This is a genomic window from Turicibacter sp. GALT-G1, assembly GCF_025594995.1.
GTDB classification, from domain to species: Bacteria; Bacillota_I; Bacilli_A; order MOL361; family Turicibacteraceae; genus Turicibacter; species Turicibacter bilis.
In genome coordinates this window covers 1-16867 of the sequence record NZ_JAMQUS010000025.1, presented here as the reverse complement: position 1 = coordinate 16867, position 16867 = coordinate 1, and the positions used below count along the sequence as shown (strand labels likewise).

The following is a 16867-nucleotide window of genomic DNA, read 5'->3' as shown; positions in this document are numbered from 1 at the left end:
GGATGTTTAAATTATTAAGATATTTAAAGGGGCCAGCTATTTTTTATGCCATTTTGGCACCTATTTTGATGTTGCTAGAGGTTGCGATGGATTTAACCTTGCCAACCATGTTATCGAACATTGTAGACATTGGAATTGCTAATAGTGATATTAATTATGTGTTGACTGCAGGTGCAAAGATGATTCTATTTGCCTTTTTAGGGTTAATTGGAGGAGTGGGATGCTCTATTTTTTCAACTATTGCGGCAGTAAATTTAGGGCAAAATTTACGTGATGGATTATTCGCTAAAATTCAGTCCCTTTCATTTTTAGAATTAGATCATTTTAAAACATCATCATTAATTACACGTTTAACAAATGATATTACTCAAGTTCAAACGATGGTGATGATGGGACTTCGTATTTTAGTTCGTGCGCCGTTACTTTGTATCGGGGGATTATGGATGGCCTACCGATTAAGTCAAAGCTTATCCATTGTGTTTGTAATTACGATTCCAATTATTTTAATTTTTGTTGCAATCGTGATGTCAAAATCTTTCCCGTTATTTAAAACGATGCAAGAAAAAATTGATAAAGTGAACAATGTGATGCGTGAAAACTTATTAGGAGTTCGTGTCATTAAAGCATTCACCATGGAGCATAAACAACGTGATCGCTTTAATGAGGCGAATGATGATTTAATGAGTCAAAGTATTCGTGCACAAAAAATTATGATTATTTTAAATCCAGTCGTCATGTTACTGGTTAACTTTAGTGTCATTGGTGTGTTGTGGTATGGGGGATATTTAGTTCAAGATGGCTTACTTGAAACGGGTAAAATCATGGCCTTTATTAATTATTTAACACAAATTATGATGTCTATGATGATGGTGATCATGATTTCGATGAATTTCTCACGTGCAAAAGCATCAGCTGATCGTATCAATGAAGTGTTTGCCACAAATTCAAGTATTCAAGAAAATGAAAAAACAGCTGAATTAACAAACTATGACATCGAATTTAAAAATGTTTCATTTAAGTATCATGAGCACAGTGAAGAAGTATTAAAAGATATTTCCTTTAAGATTAAGCAAGGCAATCAAGTCGGAATTATTGGTGGAACTGGATCGGGGAAAAGTTCATTAGTCAATTTAATTCCACGTCTTTATGATGTCAGCGAAGGGGAAGTCTTAATTGGTGGTCAAAATGTTAAAACATTAAGCCTGAGTGAGTTAAGAGATAAGATTGGAGTTGTTTTACAAGAAAGTATTTTATTCTCAGGAACGATTGCTTCAAACTTTAAATTTGGTTACCATGAGGCGACTCAAGATGAGTTAGATGATGCTGCAAAAGATGCTCAGGCAATGGAGTTTATCCAGGCGAAAGAAGATGGTTATGAAACAGTCGTTGAACAACGTGGAAAGAACTTATCAGGTGGACAGAAACAACGTGTTTCGATTGCAAGAACATTAATTCGTGATCCTAAAATTTTAATTTTAGATGATTCATCAAGTGCACTAGATATGGCAACCGAAAGTAAGTTGCAACGAGCCATTAAAGAGCGTATGAAAGAGAGTACGGTTATTATGATTGCGCAACGTATTTCAGCAGTGATGGATGCCGATCAGATTATTGTGTTAGATCAAGGTGAGATTTCAGGAATTGGAACTCATGAGGAATTATTAAAAACAAATGAAATCTATCGTAGTATTGCGATTTCACAATTAGGGGAGGAGGCTGTCAACCATGAGTAGACCGATGGGACCAGGACCAGGTGGACCAGGACCTGGTGGACGTTTTCACAAAGCTGAGAAGTTAAAAAATCCAAAATCAACTATTAAACGATTACTGGCTTATATGAGTCATAAAGTCTATGCTTTGATTATTGTGTTTATTTTATGTATTATTTCAACGATTGTCAGTGTTTTAGCCACAAACTATTATGGAAGCATCATTGATGATTATATTGTACCCGGTGATTTATCAGGGCTAAAAACAATCTGTATCTTTATCGGGTTGATTTACTTAATTAGTGTCATTGCCACTTACATTCAAAACTTAATTATGATTAAGTTATCTCAAGAAACAACGGCAGAAATTCGTCGTCAATTATTTAATAGCATGCAAAAGCTACCACTTCGCTTTTTTGATACACATTCAAGTGGTGACTTAATGAGTCGTTTAACGAATGATGTCGATAATATTAATATGACATTGTCTCAAAGTATTACTCAAATGTTTTCAGGTATTATTACGATCATTGGGATGCTGATTGCCATGATTGTTTTAAGTCCAACACTAACAGTCGTAGGATTATTAACGACACCATTGATGTTTTTAACGTCACGTTTTTTAGTGAAAAAAACACAGCCTTTCTTTATTAAACAACAACAAGATTTAGGAAGTCTCAATGGTTATATTGAAGAGATTGTTTCGGGACAAAAAGCGGTATTGTTATTCTCACAAGAGGAGGAAGTTGAGAAGGAGTTTGGAAAGATTAACCGCCGTTTAACAAAAAGTGCAATTATGGCGCAGGCTTTATCAGGATTCATGGGACCAGTGAATAACTTTATTAATAACCTTACTTTCTTGTTAGTGGCTGTTGTTGGTGGTGTTTTAGCTCTTACAACAACGAGTATTACAGTTGGAAATATTTTTGTGTTTATCTTATATATGAGAAACTTTACACGTCCAATCAATGAGATTTTAAATATTTTTAATACGGTTCAATCTGCATTAGCAGGAGCAGAACGTGTATTTGAGATTATGGATGAAACACCAGAAACAGATCGAGAAGGTGCTCATGATGTTGAGAAATTAGACGGGGATGTCATTTTAAATCATGTTAAGTTCTCGTATGATACAGGAAAAACAATTTTAAAAGATGCATGTATTCATGCGCGTCGAGGAGAAACAGTTGCCATTGTGGGACCAACAGGTGCAGGAAAAACGACGATTATTAACTTATTAACAAAGTTTTATGATATCGATTCGGGTGAAATTTTAATCGATGGTGAAAATATTGATCAAATTACTCGTGGAAGTTTAAGACGTAGTATTTCAATGGTCTTACAAGATACGTATTTATTCTCAGAAACGGTTCGTGAAAACATCCGTTATGGTCGTTTAGATGCAAGTGATGAAGAAGTTATCCAGGCTGCTAAAATGGCGAATGCCCATAAGTTCATTATGCAGTTACCGGATGGCTATGATACGGTTTTATCGGATAATGGAAGTAATTTATCTCAAGGACAACGACAATTACTAGCAATTGCGCGTGCCGTATTATCACAAGCTTCTATTTTAATTTTAGATGAGGCAACATCGTCGATTGATACGCGAACAGAAGTTGAAATTCAAAAAGCAATGCTTCGTTTAATGGAAGGTAAGACAACCTTTGTGATTGCGCATCGTTTAAGTACGATTCGTAATGCTGATCAAATTTTGGTCTTAAATCAAGGAGAAATCATTGAACAAGGAAATCATGAAACATTACTAGCAATCGATGGTTTTTATGCTAATTTATATAATAGTCAATTTAGACAGTAAAAAAACAATCCATTAGGTAAACTAATGGATTGTTTTACTAATTTGAACAGAAGCTTAGTTAGGGCATATAGTAGTAGTAGAAGTTTCCACGAAAATAAGATAGTAAGAAAAAGTGAAAGGGTTCATAATTAAGCTTGAAATAAAGGGGGAATTTCACAACTCCATTGAAAAAGGGGGCGAAATGATGAAGCGGATGATGGATATCATGATTTCTTTTTTAATGTTGACTGTCTTATCACCCATCTATTTATTGATTGGAATCTTAGTCTTTTTTGATTTAGGTTGGCCAGTCATTTATAAGCAGCGATATCCAGGACTAAATCAAAAACTATTTACTTTGTATCGATTCAAAACAATGAATGAATCCCGAGATAAGCAAGGGAACTTATTATCACCGGAACAACGTCTAACAAAATTGGGACGTTTTTTAAAAAGCTATCATTTACAGCATCTTCCAGAGTTTTATAATGTCTTAATTGGAGATATGAGTTTAGTTGGTCCTAGACCAGTTTTGATTCGCTCCATTCCTTCGAGAAATCGACGATACATGAAATGTCATTCTATTCGTCCTGGAATGACAGGGTGGAGTCAAATTCATAGTCAACAAAACCTAACCTGGGAGGAGAAGTTTATTTTAGATGTATACTACATTGAACATCAAAGCATATGGTTTGATATAAAGATTATTTGCAAAAGCTTGATTTTGTTATTGATTCGACAATGAAAAAAAGCTAGTTTTGACTAGCTTTTTATTTTGCGGCTAATTCAGCAATTTTAACGATGACGCTAACAGCCTTTTCCATTGATGGAACTGGAATATATTCAAATTTACCGTGGAAGTTATGCCCACCTGTGAAAAGATTTGGTGTTGGAAGGCCCATGAAGGATAATTTAGATCCATCCGTTCCTCCTCGAACCGGAATAATTAAAGGTTCCACTCCAACTTCTACAAATGCTTGTTTTGCTAACTCAACAATGTGCATTTTATCTTCAATTTGAAGGCGCATATTATAGTATTGATCGCGCATATCAAGTTCAACCGTATTAGATGGATATTTTTGATTAAATTCTTTTACTAAATCTTCAACAAATTGTTTGCGTGAGTTAAAACGTTCGGTATCAAAGTCACGAATGATTAAATTTAGATAAGCTTCTTCGCAATGTCCTGAAATATCTGTTAAGTGATAGAATCCTTCATAATGTTCCGTATGTTGTGGGGTTTCAAGACGTGGGAACATGCTCGCAATTTCAGTGGCAATTAAACCAGCATTAATCATTTTGTTTTTGGCATCTCCCGGATGAACGCTTTTTCCGTGAACTGTAATTTTAGCTCCTGCAGCATTGAATGATTCATATTGTAATTCTCCTAAAATTCCACCATCCACAGTATAAGCAAAGTTGGCACCGAATTTTTCAACTTGGAAGTGATCGGCTCCGCGTCCAATTTCTTCATCGGGTGTAAAAGCAACTTTAATACAGCCATGTTTAATCTCAGGATGTTGTTTCAAATAATCAATTGCTGTCATAATTTCAGCAATTCCCGCTTTATCATCAGCTCCAAGTAATGTTGTTCCATCTGTTGTAATTAACGTTTGACCTACGTATTGATTTAAAGAAGGAAAGTCAGTTGGAGATAAAACGATATTTTTTTCTTTATTTAAAACAATATCTCCTCCCGCATAGTCAACGACTTGTGGGTTTACATTTGTGCCGCTAAAGTCTGGACTGGTATCCATATGTGAGATGAAAGCAATCACAGGAACATCATGTTCAACATTTCCTGGTAATGTCGCATAGATATAGCCATTTTCATCTTTTTCAATTTCAGTTAATCCTAATTCATGTAACTCTTCAATTAAGATATCACCAAAGAGTAGCTGTGATTCAGTCGAAGGTGTTGTTAGTGATTCAGGATTTGATTTTGTATCATAGGTAACATAGTTTAAGAAACGATCCATAACAGTTTTCATAAATAAGCCCTCCAATAATGATTCAATTTAGTATGTGCTCTTCACTTTAAATTATGTATATTTTACCATGAATTCATAAATAATATAATGAATGATGGGGTGTTTTAAGTGAATTTAGTTCACATTTTAAAGGTTGTATGTAAGGGAGGAGTCATTATGTTATAATAGAAAAAGAAAAGGATTAGTAGTAGAGGAGGTCGTTTGAGGTGGGGAAGGAAGAGAATACGTTTTTAGATGATGTAGTTGAAGTGGGAGCTAGTTTACTCGTGGGTTATGTTATTTCTCGCTTTGTTCGTCTTGCATTAGCACGGGGACAATCAATGGTGCCAACAATCAAGAATAACCAACCCATTATTTTAGATTGTCGAGCCTATCATCGAGGTGAACCTAAACGTCATGATTTAGTAGCTTTTAGAGCTCATCAAAAAAATCAACATAAATTTTTTTTAAAGCGTGTCATCGGTTTACCGAATGAACATGTTTTGGTGGAGGATGGAAGGGTCTATATTAATGGCATTTTACTAGAGGAACCTTACATTAACGAGCCGATGAAACGACATCCTAAAATTGATTTAATCGTGGAAGAAGGACACCTTTTTGTCATGGGGGACAATCGAAATCATAGCTTAGATTCACGCTCCCCTTCATTAGGCTTAATTAGAATTAAGGAAGATGTTGTTGGAGTGGTCAAGCAATTTAGAAAGTAACGTGGTGGTAACATGAAAGTAACTCGCGAAAATGAGCAATTAGTATTTATGATAGAAAAGGAACAAGCGAATCAAACCATTCGTGAGTTTTTGCAAAATTATCATTTATCACGAAAGAAAATCCATGAATTATATATGGATAAAAAAGTGACGTTAAATGGAGAAGGAACAAATTTTAATGAGCAACTTCAAGTAGGAGATCAACTATCGATTCCTGTTTTTGAAGCCGAAGAAATTGATTTTCACCCACAAAAGATGAAGTTAGATATTGTTTATGAAGACGATCATTTGTTGATTATTAATAAGCCAGCAGGATTAATGGTACACCCTGACCAAAAGAATGGAAGGGATACTTTAGTCAATGGAGTGGCTCATTATTATCAAGAAAAAGGAATCTCTCATCGAGTTCGATACATTCATCGATTAGACACGGATACAAGTGGTGGGATTATTTTTGCAAAACATTATCTAGCGCATAGCTTAATGGATTATTGGCTATCAGAGAAAAAAATTAGACGTTGGTATTTAGCTTTAGTGATGGGAAGATTAAAAACAAAAAAAGGGAAAATTGACGCTCCAATTGGTAAAGATCGTCATCATAGTGCACGACGACGTGTCGCTAAAAATGGTGATCAGGCGATTACTTTTTATCAATTAAAAAAACAATTTAAAAACTATGCCTTAGTGGAATTAGAATTGAAAACCGGACGAACACATCAAATTCGGGTTCATATGAGTCACTTAGGCCATCCATTGCTTGGAGATGTCCTATATGGAGGTGTTGCAAAAGTTGGACCACTTAAGCGACAAGCCCTTCATTCTTCACGTATTGAAATGACTCATCCCATAACAAAGGAGCTATTAGAAATTACGGTTCCATTGCCAACGGATATGCAAAAGCTCATTTAATAACAATTCAACTAGTCAGTGATGACTGACGAGTTGAATTGTTTTTTTTATAGAGTAAAGATTTTAAAAATCATTTTATAAAAAAATGTCCGAAGACATTTAGTCGATTTCGGACATTTTTGCTTCACGCCAATCATAGGGAAGCAGCTCTTTTAATTTCATTGATTTTTTTCGATTAATGAGTACCTCAGCTTCAATGTTTTTATCATTGAGTTGACTGATAAATTCTCGGCAACGACCACAAGGTGGAAGGACATTTCCACGTTTATTAATAGCTACCATTTTAACGACGTGACTTTCACCAGCAGTGATCATAGCAGCTGCAGCTGCATGTTCGGCACAAAATCCCATTGAACATTTTGTTTCAATACAAATACCTGTGTATATTTGACCACTATTTGTTAAAAGAGCAGCAGCGACACTTCCCGCTTCTGCAGCAGAAGAGAGTTGACGAGGGTTTAGAACTTCTGTAGCTTTTAAAATTAAATCTTCGAACATCATATGTCCCTCCTTTAATATGAGAGGTAATTGGGTTTATTATAGTATCAGAAAAACAAAATGAAGTCAATAAAATTTCCGATTATGGTGACGAAAAATGTCGAAATCTCAACAAAGTATTGCAGTATAATTAGTGTGTGATACCAATTATGTTTAAAAGAAATAGAATTGAGGATTTTATAAAAGGAGCTAGAATGAAGTAAACTTACTATCGCTACGAGGAGGGAATAAGATGAAAATTGAGCGTTGTGAAGAGGAGAGAGTAAATCATCATGTAGGAATTCAAAATCATAACACATCTTTTAGAGTGACAGACTTAAAACAATCGACTCAATATGATTTTGAGATTGTTAATCATCAAAAAGCTATCTTACATACTGATGGAAATGAGTGTCCTCAAGAAGTCATTGAAGAATTTTTATTTTATAGCGGTTTTATTAATCATATTGAAACATTAGAGGGAACCATTATTTATCATCAACCGAAAAAGAAAGTCATGAAAGTCCCATTATTAAACATTCAACCGAGCCAATTATATATTAATGAAGCGAAATTAAATCGCTTATTGACGTGGATTCAAAAACCAGAAGATATTATTATTCCAATCATTGAAGAAGGAAATCAATGGATCTCAATTGATGGACATACTCGACTAAAAGCAGCTGAATTATTGGGATTTAGTGAAATTTATGTTTATTTAGGTGAGTATGAACCCTATATCGATGATTTTGTTTACTTTTGCCAGAAGGAACAAAAGTTTAACATTCGTGATTTACCTATTATTACGAATGAAGCGTATCAAATCAAATGGTGCCTTTTTTGCGAGTCTTATTTTAAAACGAAAGAAATTTAAAGATTGGAACTTTCAATTAAGGTATCAATGAGTTGCTCACCGTTAATTAAGTGGATAGGTTTATCTTCTGAGAAGAGGTAGCAGTCATCTGAAAAGTGTCCGAGTGTGACAAAAACGCCTTGATCGATTTGATTATTTCGCATCATTAAATGAAGCCGATCTAAGTAAGATTGTGGAACAGGATAATCCAGTGCATTTAATAAACAAGAGACTAAAACTTTTTGGTCATCTAGATACATTTCGATATCATAAAAATGTTTATTCATTCGAGGGGTTAAAAAGATTCGCTTAAATCCTTTCATTCGAAATAAATCGGCGACTAGTTCACCAAAATCATAAGGATTCATTGAGGCAACTTGTTGACGAATTGTATTTTTTTTAAGCTTTAATTTTTTTTCTTCGAGGTCAATGAACTGACAATCAGATTTTAAATCACGGTAATAGGAGTAATATTTTAGACAACAAATCACAATGAAAGAGAATAATAAAAAGAGCAGCGTATATTGAGTTGCGCTCCAATGAGTGAAGCTTAAACTTAGGGTATATCGAATTTGTATGAGAAAAAAGACAGATAATAATAACGAACAATAAAAGAAGAACGTCATACGTTGACGTGCTGATTTTAATGATTTCGATGACATCATTTATTCCTCCAATTTATACTTTTACCTTATTATGGATTAAATTAGGGAAGATTATACGATTAAAATGAAAAGGTCCTATCCCTTTAACGGATAGGACGATTGGATTTATCGTTTTAAAAACTGTTCAGTGTTACGACGGTCTTTTGCTGATTGAGTAAAACGTTTGGCTTCAGGTAATGATTTTTTGACTTCAAGACGTGTATCTGGTACATTTCCTGTTCCGAACTCAACATCAGATTTATCTTTAATACTTTGCATAGAGGCATTCATTGGAGATCCCATTTCGTTTTTACCCATTGTTGATTACTCCTTTCAAAATTCCAAATCTAGTGTTGGAATTTTAATATTATTATGTGAGAAAAAAGTGATAATTATAGAGAAAAATTAATATAATCAGAAGGGAAATGGTGTTAAAATGCCGTTAAGTTTTTATGAACAACGAGCAAAGGAGTATTTTTTTTATGGTTAAAACACACTTAAACGATATTTACCAAATGTTTTTTTCCGTATGTAAAAAAGGAGGGATGGCTTTTGGATTTAGGCTATTGACCAGGTCGAGATAGCTTATTTTTAGCATGATAGAGGAATTAAGTGATAGCTGTCGATGATGTCAAAGAACCTGTGACATATGCAAGTGCATGACTGGGACAACCGGTTATTTATTCGTGATTGCATGAACTTGCATTTGGGAACCAATTCGATGCAGTTTAGGTGTGTGATTCGTTATGAAAGGTTCTGATGAAAGAGATGTCATCTATTTGAGATATAAATTGATTTTAAAATCAGAAGGTATCATCTACTTCTCAGTAAAAGAAGCCATTGGAACAGTTATTGAAGATGAACGCTTTTTTTCAATATTATAATGAAGACCAATTGATTGGTTTAATTCATACTTGTTACGGATTAAGTATAGGGTAAATGTGGAAAATAAAAGGTGTTGCAGAATGAGAAGTCGTCAATTGGTTGAATGTCATTATAAAAAACGAGAGTAATAGGATAAGTGAATAAAGTTCGATGAGAGAGAGGGGATATCGAATGAATCATATGGAAGTTGCTAACCGAAAAGAAAGCAATCGTCGAAAGACGAAAGCTAGTCTGAATAACTCAATGAGGGGAGAGGTTAATAGCAAAATGAGTATGGAAAATACGAAATCCACAGTAAGTCCTGTATCAGGGAGTGCACATAACCTATTGATGAGAAAGCATTCAAATGATTATCAGCATAATTTAGAGTATTTAAAGAAATATCGTTTAGAAAATGATGAGTCTGCTCTAGAGTGGTTAATTTTTAATAATACAAACCTCGTACATAAGATTATTGGGCGATATACAAAATTTTATCATCATAAGTTAGATTACGATGATTTATTCTCGGTTGGATTAGAAGGGCTGATGAAAGCCATTGAAAAATTTGACTTCACTTACGATAACAACTTCTCAACGTATGCCACCTATTGGGTGAAACAGGCTGTAACACGAACGATTGCGGATGAAGGATTTACTATCCGAATTCCAGTCCATATGTTTGAATCTATTAATCAAGTGATGAGATATGAGCAAAAAGCAGATCAAGGAAATGAACCGATTGATGTGTCTAATTTATGTGGAGAATTAAATATTCCAATGGAGAAGTATGAAGCAGTTAAACGTGTTCAGACTTATATGTTAAAACCTACTTCATTAAACGGATTTGTTTCAAAGGAAGATGAGGATACTGAGCTTCAAGATTTAATTTCTAATGAAAATGAATTGCTGACTGAAGGCGGTTCACGCATGTATGACAATCCTGAAAAAAAAGCCATGGATGAAGATTTAAAAGCCTATATGGATAAAATGATTTTAAGTTTAAATCCTCGGGAACAGTTTGTGATTACTCACCGTTTTGGACTAAATGGAGCAGAAAAGAAAACATTAGAAGAAATAGGAGCAATTGAAGGGGTCACACGTGAACGAATCCGTCAAATTGAAGCAAAAGCGATGAGAAAGTTACGGACGTTGCTGATTCGATATAAAGAGTACTTAATCAATTAATCCGTCTATTAATAAATTACCCAAAAAGTGATAGTGTAAATGCTATTACTTTTTTTATCAAAAATAGTTGGAATTTATGTATTGAATTGACAGGCGTTAACGAAAGGAATATATGATACAATGAAGAAGGTATGAACTAAAGGGAATGAAAAGGAGAGGGTAGAGAAAGGGAAGGAGAAGTTAGTAGCTATGATTAAAAAGATTGAGAAAAAACAATTAGGAACAGCTTATCATACATGGATTCAAAGTCTATTTCATTTTTCACATACAAACTATCATCAACCCTCAAATACATTTGGAGTCTTACGTGTCATCAATGATGATATTTTACATGCGGGGAGCGGACATGATTTACATAAACATAAAGACGTAGAAATTTTAACTTATATATTAGAAGGCGATTTAACACATACCCCGAGGCAGCATGAGATAAAGACCCTGCATCGAGGGGATCTTTATTACATGAGTGCTGGAGGCGGGATTGACCATGGTGAATTTAATTGGGGCGATACTTCCGTTCGAATGATTCAAATATGGATCAAACCGAATGAAAAAGGATTAACTCCAAATGTTCAATATGCAAGCTTTAATAGTAATCATGCCAAAAACCAATGGCACTTAATTGCTTCCCCCACTGAGACAACGCCTATCACAATCTATCAAGAGGCGTATATCTGGTTAATTGAACTTGAAGCGTTTAAACAAACTCAATTTGATATAAAAAAAGGCCGTCAAGCTTATTTAATTCAATTAGAGGGAAGCTCTGTGATTAATGATGAGGAAATGGCCTCAAGAGATGGTATGGAGATTTATGAAGATCGAATTGAGATTAAAACTCATGAACAGTCACAGTTTATTTTAATTGAAATGGCGTTAGCATCAGATAATCACCAAATTGAATAGTGGGCATATACTATAGTGTCGTACTAAAAAACACACGATCAACTGTTTCCTGAGCTGGATTTATCGATCGTGTGTTTTATTATATGATTCAGTCAATCAGTTATACAGAATGAAATGAGACGTTTTGAATTAAATCTCTACAATTTTTGCAGAAATTTTTGCTAATAATTGAATAACAGCTTGAATAACAAGATCAATCTGAATTTGTTGTTGATTGATAATAATATCATCAGAGCATTGAATAGCGATGACTTCTTTTTGTAGTTGTAGAACTTTCAATTGTTGATCTAATCGTTGAAGATCACTGGTGTCAGCATTATCTTGAGCATCAAAGACCGTGATAGCAGCTTCAATAGCAGCCTGTAGTGAAGCTTGAAGAGCTATTAAAGCCTGTGCTTCTTGTTGATTAATAGTAACACCATGGCTTTTTTTAATAACTAAAGTTTGACTTTGTTTTTGAATACCATTCATTTTCATATCTTCTGTCTGATCAACATCTTGTTTATAATGGTCTGGACATTGATATTCAGAATAGTAACAGTTTGACTTCATAGTAATTCACCTCACTTAGATATCCTCTTTTTTATATAACAAGTTCATTAAATTTCAATAAATTTTGCTTCAAGTTTTGCAAGAAGTTGGAGTGCCACTTGTATTAAAGCATCAATTTGAATTTGTTGTTGATTCAATGTAATATCATTGCAATCTTTAATAATAATTTTTTGACATTGCAATTGAGCAGCTTTAATCGATTGAATAATTGATTGTAATTCGCGAACATCATCGTCATTATCATCCAAGTCAAATGCGATTAGAAGTACGTCAAGAGCAGCTTGTAAAGCAATTTGAAGGATAATCAATGCTTGAGCCTCAGTTTGATTGATTCGGATTTGGTTAGAATCTTTGATAAAGATTCCTTGAAATTCTGATTGTAACACATCAATACTTGTATCAGCGGATTGTGATTCAGTATCACGGTCATAATAATTAGCCATTTGTTGATCACCTCACTTGTTTTGTATTACATGATATTTTATTCAAACGTGAGTGATTTAAGGAGTGCGCTTGTACCGCTTTAAGTACACATTTTTAAAGATAGTAGCGAAAAAACGGAATACTAGTTTTTTTGATAGGCAAATTATGATAAAATTTAGAGGTCAAATCCTCTTTTAATTAATAGATTTATTGAATGAGTGTCAATTAATTATTTTTTAGGGTAGACTATGAATAAATGAAACTTTTATATAAGAAAGGATGAAACTCATGAAAGTATTAGTCACTGGAGGGGCAGGATATATTGGACGTACCGTTGTATCAGCCTTAGAAGATCATGGACATACACCAATCATTTTAGATTCGTTAGTCACAGGTCGTAAAGAATTTACGGAAGGGAAAATCTTTTACCAAGGAGATATCGCAGATCGCCAAGTTTTAGAAAAAATATTTACTGATCATCCTGAAATCAAGCACTGTATTCACTTTGCAGCATTAATCGTGGTGCCTGATTCAGTCTCAAATCCATATGAATATTACACAGAAAATGTTTCTAAATCGTTAGAGTTATTTAAAAACTTAAATGAATTAGGATGCAAAAATGTTGTATTCTCATCATCAGCTTCATTATATGATGTCGTACCAGGGTTCAAAGTAACTGAATCAGCACCATTAAAACCATCAAGTCCATATGCTCGTACAAAATACATGATGGAAATGATTTTACAAGATTTCTGTCACGCGTATGGGATGCATGGAATTGCACTTCGCTACTTTAATCCAATTGGAGCGGACCCAAAATTACGTTCTGGAGCACACGTTCAGTTCCCATCACACGTTTTAGCTAAATTATTAGAAGCTGCTTCAAGTGAGGAAGCGATCTTTAATATCACAGGAGTGAACTGGCCAACACGCGATGGTTCAGGAATCCGTGATTATATTCATGTTTGGGATTTAGCGATGGCACACGTTAAAGCCATTGAAAACTTTGATCAAGCCTTTGCACGCTCTGAAGATCCATCAAATCCTTACTTAGTCATTAACTTAGGAACAGGAAATGGTGTAACGGTTAAAGAATTAGTGTCTATTTTTGAATCTGTATTAGGTCGTGAAGTCAATAAAGCAGAGACTGAACCACGTCCAGGAGATGTGGCAGGTGCTTATGCAAGCTGTGAACGAGCTAAAAACTTAATTGATTGGGAAGCTAAATACTCAATTGAAGATGGAATTCGTGATGCCTTCCGTTGGGATGAGATTCGTGAAACGATTTTAAATTATAACTAAAAAATTTGCCCCTAACCTCATGGTTAGGGGTGATTGAAATTAGGGATGAGAAATGCAACGTAAAATCAAATGGTTAGTTTTATTAGTATGGATGTTGGTCATCTTTTTATTTTCTGCACAGACTGGGGAGCAATCTTCAGAAAGCAGTGGTTTAGTAGAACAATTGCTGTCACTTTTTCCATTTATACCACACCAACTGTTTGGAATAGAATTACAGCTCATCATTCGAAAAGGTGCGCATTTTACTGAATATCTGATTTTGTATGTACTAATATTTAATGTTATAATTGATTATCTTTCATTTAGACGAGTATTATTTTATGCATTATTGGGTGTCTTTTTATACGCTTGTACGGATGAACTTCACCAGGCTTTTGTTCCTGGACGTGCTTGTGCATTTACTGATGTTTTAATTGATACCTCAGGGGGAGCACTTGCCATGGTGTTGATTGCAATGATTAACCAACTTCAAATCATAACAAAAAGGCTTAAAGAAATTTAGTTCTTTGAGCCTTTTACTATTCTGAACTCGCCTCATTTGTTTCACTTAACGAGGCTGCTGCCCCTGGACAACAGGCAATAATTTGATCTTGAAGTTCAGCAATGGTTTGTTTAAGTTCATTAATCTCGTCTCGAAGTTCTTGTTTTTCAATTGCCTCAATTTTGTCTTGACGTCGCTCGTCGAGCTCTTGTAAATAAAATCCTTGCTCAGCAATATATTCAATATTAGTTGCAATAACCTCTAAAAAGTTTCCGATAGCCTCTTGTTCCTCTGGACGTTGTGCTTCCATTGAAATCAGGACAGCAATGATATAACCAAGTGTTACAAAGGTGTAAGGATCTAGTGAGAGGAGAAAGGGTAAAAATGGAGGGCATTCAGGTGGTACTCGGTCTTCTGCAGATATATTTTGTTCGGTTTGTCCTAGTCCCTCATCAATATCACCTTCATCGAAAAAAGGAGAAGCTGGCGGAGGGGGTGGAGGTGGTGAAAAGGCTTGACGCATGAAAATCCCCCTTTGAGATGATACTTACCGTTGGTATAGGTAATCAACCTATTATATATTTATGTCAAAAAAAGAGTAGTGTTATCTCAAATCGATGGATTTGTTTACTTATTTATAAAAATCGATGATTGAGATAGTGTCCTATGGCGCTTACATCTATATCACTTGCTTTAAAATTTTGAGTACTAGTTAAATATTTACAATATATTCAATTTCATGACGTATGAATATGTTAGAAAGTGATAAACTAAAGGATATCCAAATTTTAAAGGAGTGGCACTTGTGAAGCAATGGTTAATATTACTATCACTAGGTCTTTTAGTCGTTTTAAGTGGATGCCGTAGTCAACATGAAGCGAAGATTTTTAATGCTTTAAATGAGCATATTTCTAGTCAAAATAAATGTAACGTCAATAATCAAACATTGACTGATTTGATTAGCAAGGAAACGACGATATACAATGACATTATTGAAAAAGGTTTAGATCCTTTTGATCAAGTTCAACCATTAATTGAAGAGGGAAAAACAACTGTTCAAGAAAGTAGGACTTATCTTGAAACGTATCAAGCCTGTATTCTAAGAGCGCGTTTGAATCAGTCAGAATTAGAAAAACAGAATCAAGAAAATAAAAATGATCAATCAAAAACAGAAACGAACACTTTAATTTCTCAATATGTAAACTATGAGACAAGTTTAATTAAGTATGTTGAAGCCTTATTGGCTTTAAATGAAGCACAAAACGTTTTTTATCGTGAAATTACTCCATCAACCCCGGTAGCGAGATTAGATGAGTTAGTAACGGCTATTAATTTAGCTATCGATGAAGCTAATGCCATTTCTTTATTACATCAAGAAGCATTAGTAACTTTTAATACAAGTTATACTAACTATTATGAAACCTATATCAAGTAATTAAAAAATAAGAGATTAAATCAGGAGAGGAGGGGACTATTAGGGCATCAAGTCCTAATAGTATCATCACATGAATGTTATTTTAGCCACGAATCAGAAACATTTTGCAGATGCTTTTAGAATTCGTACGACTGTATTTATTGGAGAACAATCCGTCCCAGTCCAGGAGGAAATTGATGACTATGATTGTTTTGTTCCTATTTTTATTGCCTATGAGGATGAAAAGGCTTTGGGAACAGCTAGGGTGATTATTAAAAATAAAGATATTGCTAAAATTGGACGTGTGGCTGTTTTAAAAGAGGCACGTAAAAAAGGTTTTGGAAAAAATCTGATGTTAGAGGCCATGAGTTACATCAAAGGACAGACCACTGCTAAAGAGATTCAACTAGATGCACAATTGACAGCTGTTAAATTTTATGAAAGTTTAGGCTTTACTTCTTATGGAGAAGTGTTTAAAGATGCTGGCATCGATCATGTCGCAATGACTTATCCTATTTCAAGGAAATAAAAAGACAATGACTAAAAGGTCATTGTCTTTTTATGTGCGCCCGGCATGGGTATTATCTAACGGGTTAAAGTCCCGAGTACGTCCAAGTAGCGGAAAGTACATAGCCTAAGACAAGGGTGTCCT

Annotated in this window: 20 protein-coding genes; 13 read left to right on the top strand and 7 right to left on the bottom strand. The window is 34.5% G+C overall.

Annotated features, from left to right (window positions below; genetic code table 11):
- Positions 1-2 precede the first annotated feature (2 nt).
- The 3 genes from NEH74_RS04665 to NEH74_RS04655 all read left to right on the top strand — a co-directional run bounded on the left by NEH74_RS04665 (position 3) and on the right by NEH74_RS04655 (position 4252).
- Complete coding sequence (locus NEH74_RS04665) at positions 3-1733, top strand: ABC transporter ATP-binding protein (protein ID WP_055305682.1); 1731 nt, start codon at positions 3-5, stop codon at positions 1731-1733.
- Complete coding sequence (locus NEH74_RS04660; RefSeq protein WP_055305681.1) at positions 1726-3528, top strand: ABC transporter ATP-binding protein; 1803 nt, start codon at positions 1726-1728, stop codon at positions 3526-3528. The genes NEH74_RS04665 and NEH74_RS04660 overlap by 8 nt, the downstream gene beginning before the upstream one ends.
- 184 nt (positions 3529-3712) lie before the next feature.
- Positions 3713-4252: a sugar transferase gene (locus tag NEH74_RS04655; RefSeq protein ID WP_055242616.1), complete on the top strand. Its 540-nt coding sequence runs from the start codon at positions 3713-3715 to the stop codon at positions 4250-4252.
- Positions 4253-4277: 25 nt separating this feature from the next.
- Here the strand turns inward: NEH74_RS04655 and pepT are convergent, their stop codons facing one another.
- Positions 4278-5498: a peptidase T gene (gene pepT, locus NEH74_RS04650; RefSeq protein ID WP_055242618.1), complete on the bottom strand. Its 1221-nt coding sequence runs from the start codon at positions 5496-5498 to the stop codon at positions 4278-4280.
- 206 nt (positions 5499-5704) lie between these two features.
- Here pepT and lepB point away from each other — a divergent pair, with 206 nt between their 5' ends.
- On the top strand, positions 5705-6205 hold the full coding sequence (gene lepB, locus NEH74_RS04645) for a signal peptidase I (RefSeq protein ID WP_055242621.1): 501 nt from the start codon (positions 5705-5707) through the stop codon (positions 6203-6205).
- Positions 6206-6217: 12 nt separating this feature from the next.
- Positions 6218-7114: an RluA family pseudouridine synthase gene (locus tag NEH74_RS04640; RefSeq protein WP_055242623.1), complete on the top strand. Its 897-nt coding sequence runs from the start codon at positions 6218-6220 to the stop codon at positions 7112-7114.
- A gap of 99 nt (positions 7115-7213) precedes the next feature.
- On the opposite strand, the gene NEH74_RS04635 is transcribed toward NEH74_RS04640, so the two are convergent.
- A complete protein-coding gene (locus NEH74_RS04635; protein ID WP_262941124.1) occupies positions 7214-7612 on the bottom strand; it encodes a cytidine deaminase family protein in 399 nt (132 codons plus the stop codon).
- A gap of 232 nt (positions 7613-7844) precedes the next feature.
- Here NEH74_RS04635 and NEH74_RS04630 point away from each other — a divergent pair, with 232 nt between their 5' ends.
- Complete coding sequence (locus NEH74_RS04630; RefSeq protein ID WP_055305977.1) at positions 7845-8465, top strand: hypothetical protein; 621 nt, start codon at positions 7845-7847, stop codon at positions 8463-8465.
- On the opposite strand, the gene NEH74_RS04625 is transcribed toward NEH74_RS04630, so the two are convergent.
- Positions 8462-9106, bottom strand: coding sequence for a restriction endonuclease (locus NEH74_RS04625; RefSeq protein WP_055305976.1), 645 nt, complete (start codon positions 9104-9106; stop codon positions 8462-8464). The genes NEH74_RS04630 and NEH74_RS04625 overlap by 4 nt on opposite strands.
- 108 nt (positions 9107-9214) lie before the next feature.
- Complete coding sequence (locus NEH74_RS04620; RefSeq protein WP_055242630.1) at positions 9215-9406, bottom strand: hypothetical protein; 192 nt, start codon at positions 9404-9406, stop codon at positions 9215-9217.
- Between the two features lie 428 nt (positions 9407-9834).
- Here NEH74_RS04620 and NEH74_RS04615 point away from each other — a divergent pair, with 428 nt between their 5' ends.
- The 3 genes from NEH74_RS04615 (at position 9835) to NEH74_RS04605 (ending at position 12043) form a co-directional block, all read left to right on the top strand.
- Positions 9835-9972, top strand: coding sequence for a hypothetical protein (locus tag NEH74_RS04615; protein ID WP_156344121.1), 138 nt, complete (start codon positions 9835-9837; stop codon positions 9970-9972).
- A gap of 172 nt (positions 9973-10144) precedes the next feature.
- The gene (locus NEH74_RS04610) at positions 10145-11140 is read left to right on the top strand and encodes an RNA polymerase sigma factor RpoD/SigA (protein WP_055276295.1); all 996 of its coding nucleotides are present in this window, start codon (positions 10145-10147) and stop codon (positions 11138-11140) included.
- A 189-nt stretch (positions 11141-11329) separates the two neighbouring features.
- Complete coding sequence (locus NEH74_RS04605; protein WP_055305975.1) at positions 11330-12043, top strand: pirin family protein; 714 nt, start codon at positions 11330-11332, stop codon at positions 12041-12043.
- A 129-nt stretch (positions 12044-12172) separates the two neighbouring features.
- Here the strand turns inward: NEH74_RS04605 and NEH74_RS04600 are convergent, their stop codons facing one another.
- Together NEH74_RS04600 and NEH74_RS04595 are read right to left on the bottom strand one after the other, a co-directional pair.
- Positions 12173-12595 carry a spore coat protein gene (locus NEH74_RS04600; protein ID WP_055276299.1) on the bottom strand — a complete coding sequence of 141 codons (423 nt, stop codon included), beginning with the start codon at positions 12593-12595 and terminating at the stop codon, positions 12173-12175.
- Between the two features lie 47 nt (positions 12596-12642).
- Entirely contained in the window at positions 12643-13038 is a 396-nt protein-coding gene (locus tag NEH74_RS04595) for a spore coat protein (protein ID WP_055242640.1), read from the bottom strand.
- Between the two features lie 268 nt (positions 13039-13306).
- Here NEH74_RS04595 and galE point away from each other — a divergent pair, with 268 nt between their 5' ends.
- Together galE and NEH74_RS04585 are read left to right on the top strand one after the other, a co-directional pair.
- Positions 13307-14320 (top strand): UDP-glucose 4-epimerase GalE, encoded by a 1014-nt coding sequence (galE, locus tag NEH74_RS04590; RefSeq protein WP_055242642.1) that lies wholly within the window; start codon positions 13307-13309, stop codon positions 14318-14320.
- Between the two features lie 52 nt (positions 14321-14372).
- Positions 14373-14822, top strand: coding sequence for a VanZ family protein (locus NEH74_RS04585; RefSeq protein WP_055242643.1), 450 nt, complete (start codon positions 14373-14375; stop codon positions 14820-14822).
- A 16-nt stretch (positions 14823-14838) separates the two neighbouring features.
- Here NEH74_RS04585 and NEH74_RS04580 read toward each other — a convergent pair whose 3' ends face one another.
- Entirely contained in the window at positions 14839-15324 is a 486-nt protein-coding gene (locus NEH74_RS04580; RefSeq protein ID WP_055242645.1) for a hypothetical protein, read from the bottom strand.
- A 282-nt stretch (positions 15325-15606) separates the two neighbouring features.
- Between NEH74_RS04580 and NEH74_RS04575 the strand changes: the two genes are divergently transcribed.
- Both NEH74_RS04575 and NEH74_RS04570 read left to right on the top strand, forming a co-directional pair.
- Positions 15607-16236 (top strand): YkyA family protein, encoded by a 630-nt coding sequence (locus tag NEH74_RS04575; protein WP_055242647.1) that lies wholly within the window; start codon positions 15607-15609, stop codon positions 16234-16236.
- Between the two features lie 70 nt (positions 16237-16306).
- The gene (locus NEH74_RS04570) at positions 16307-16744 is read left to right on the top strand and encodes a GNAT family N-acetyltransferase (protein ID WP_055276303.1); all 438 of its coding nucleotides are present in this window, start codon (positions 16307-16309) and stop codon (positions 16742-16744) included.
- The last annotated feature ends 123 nt before the right edge of the window (positions 16745-16867 follow it).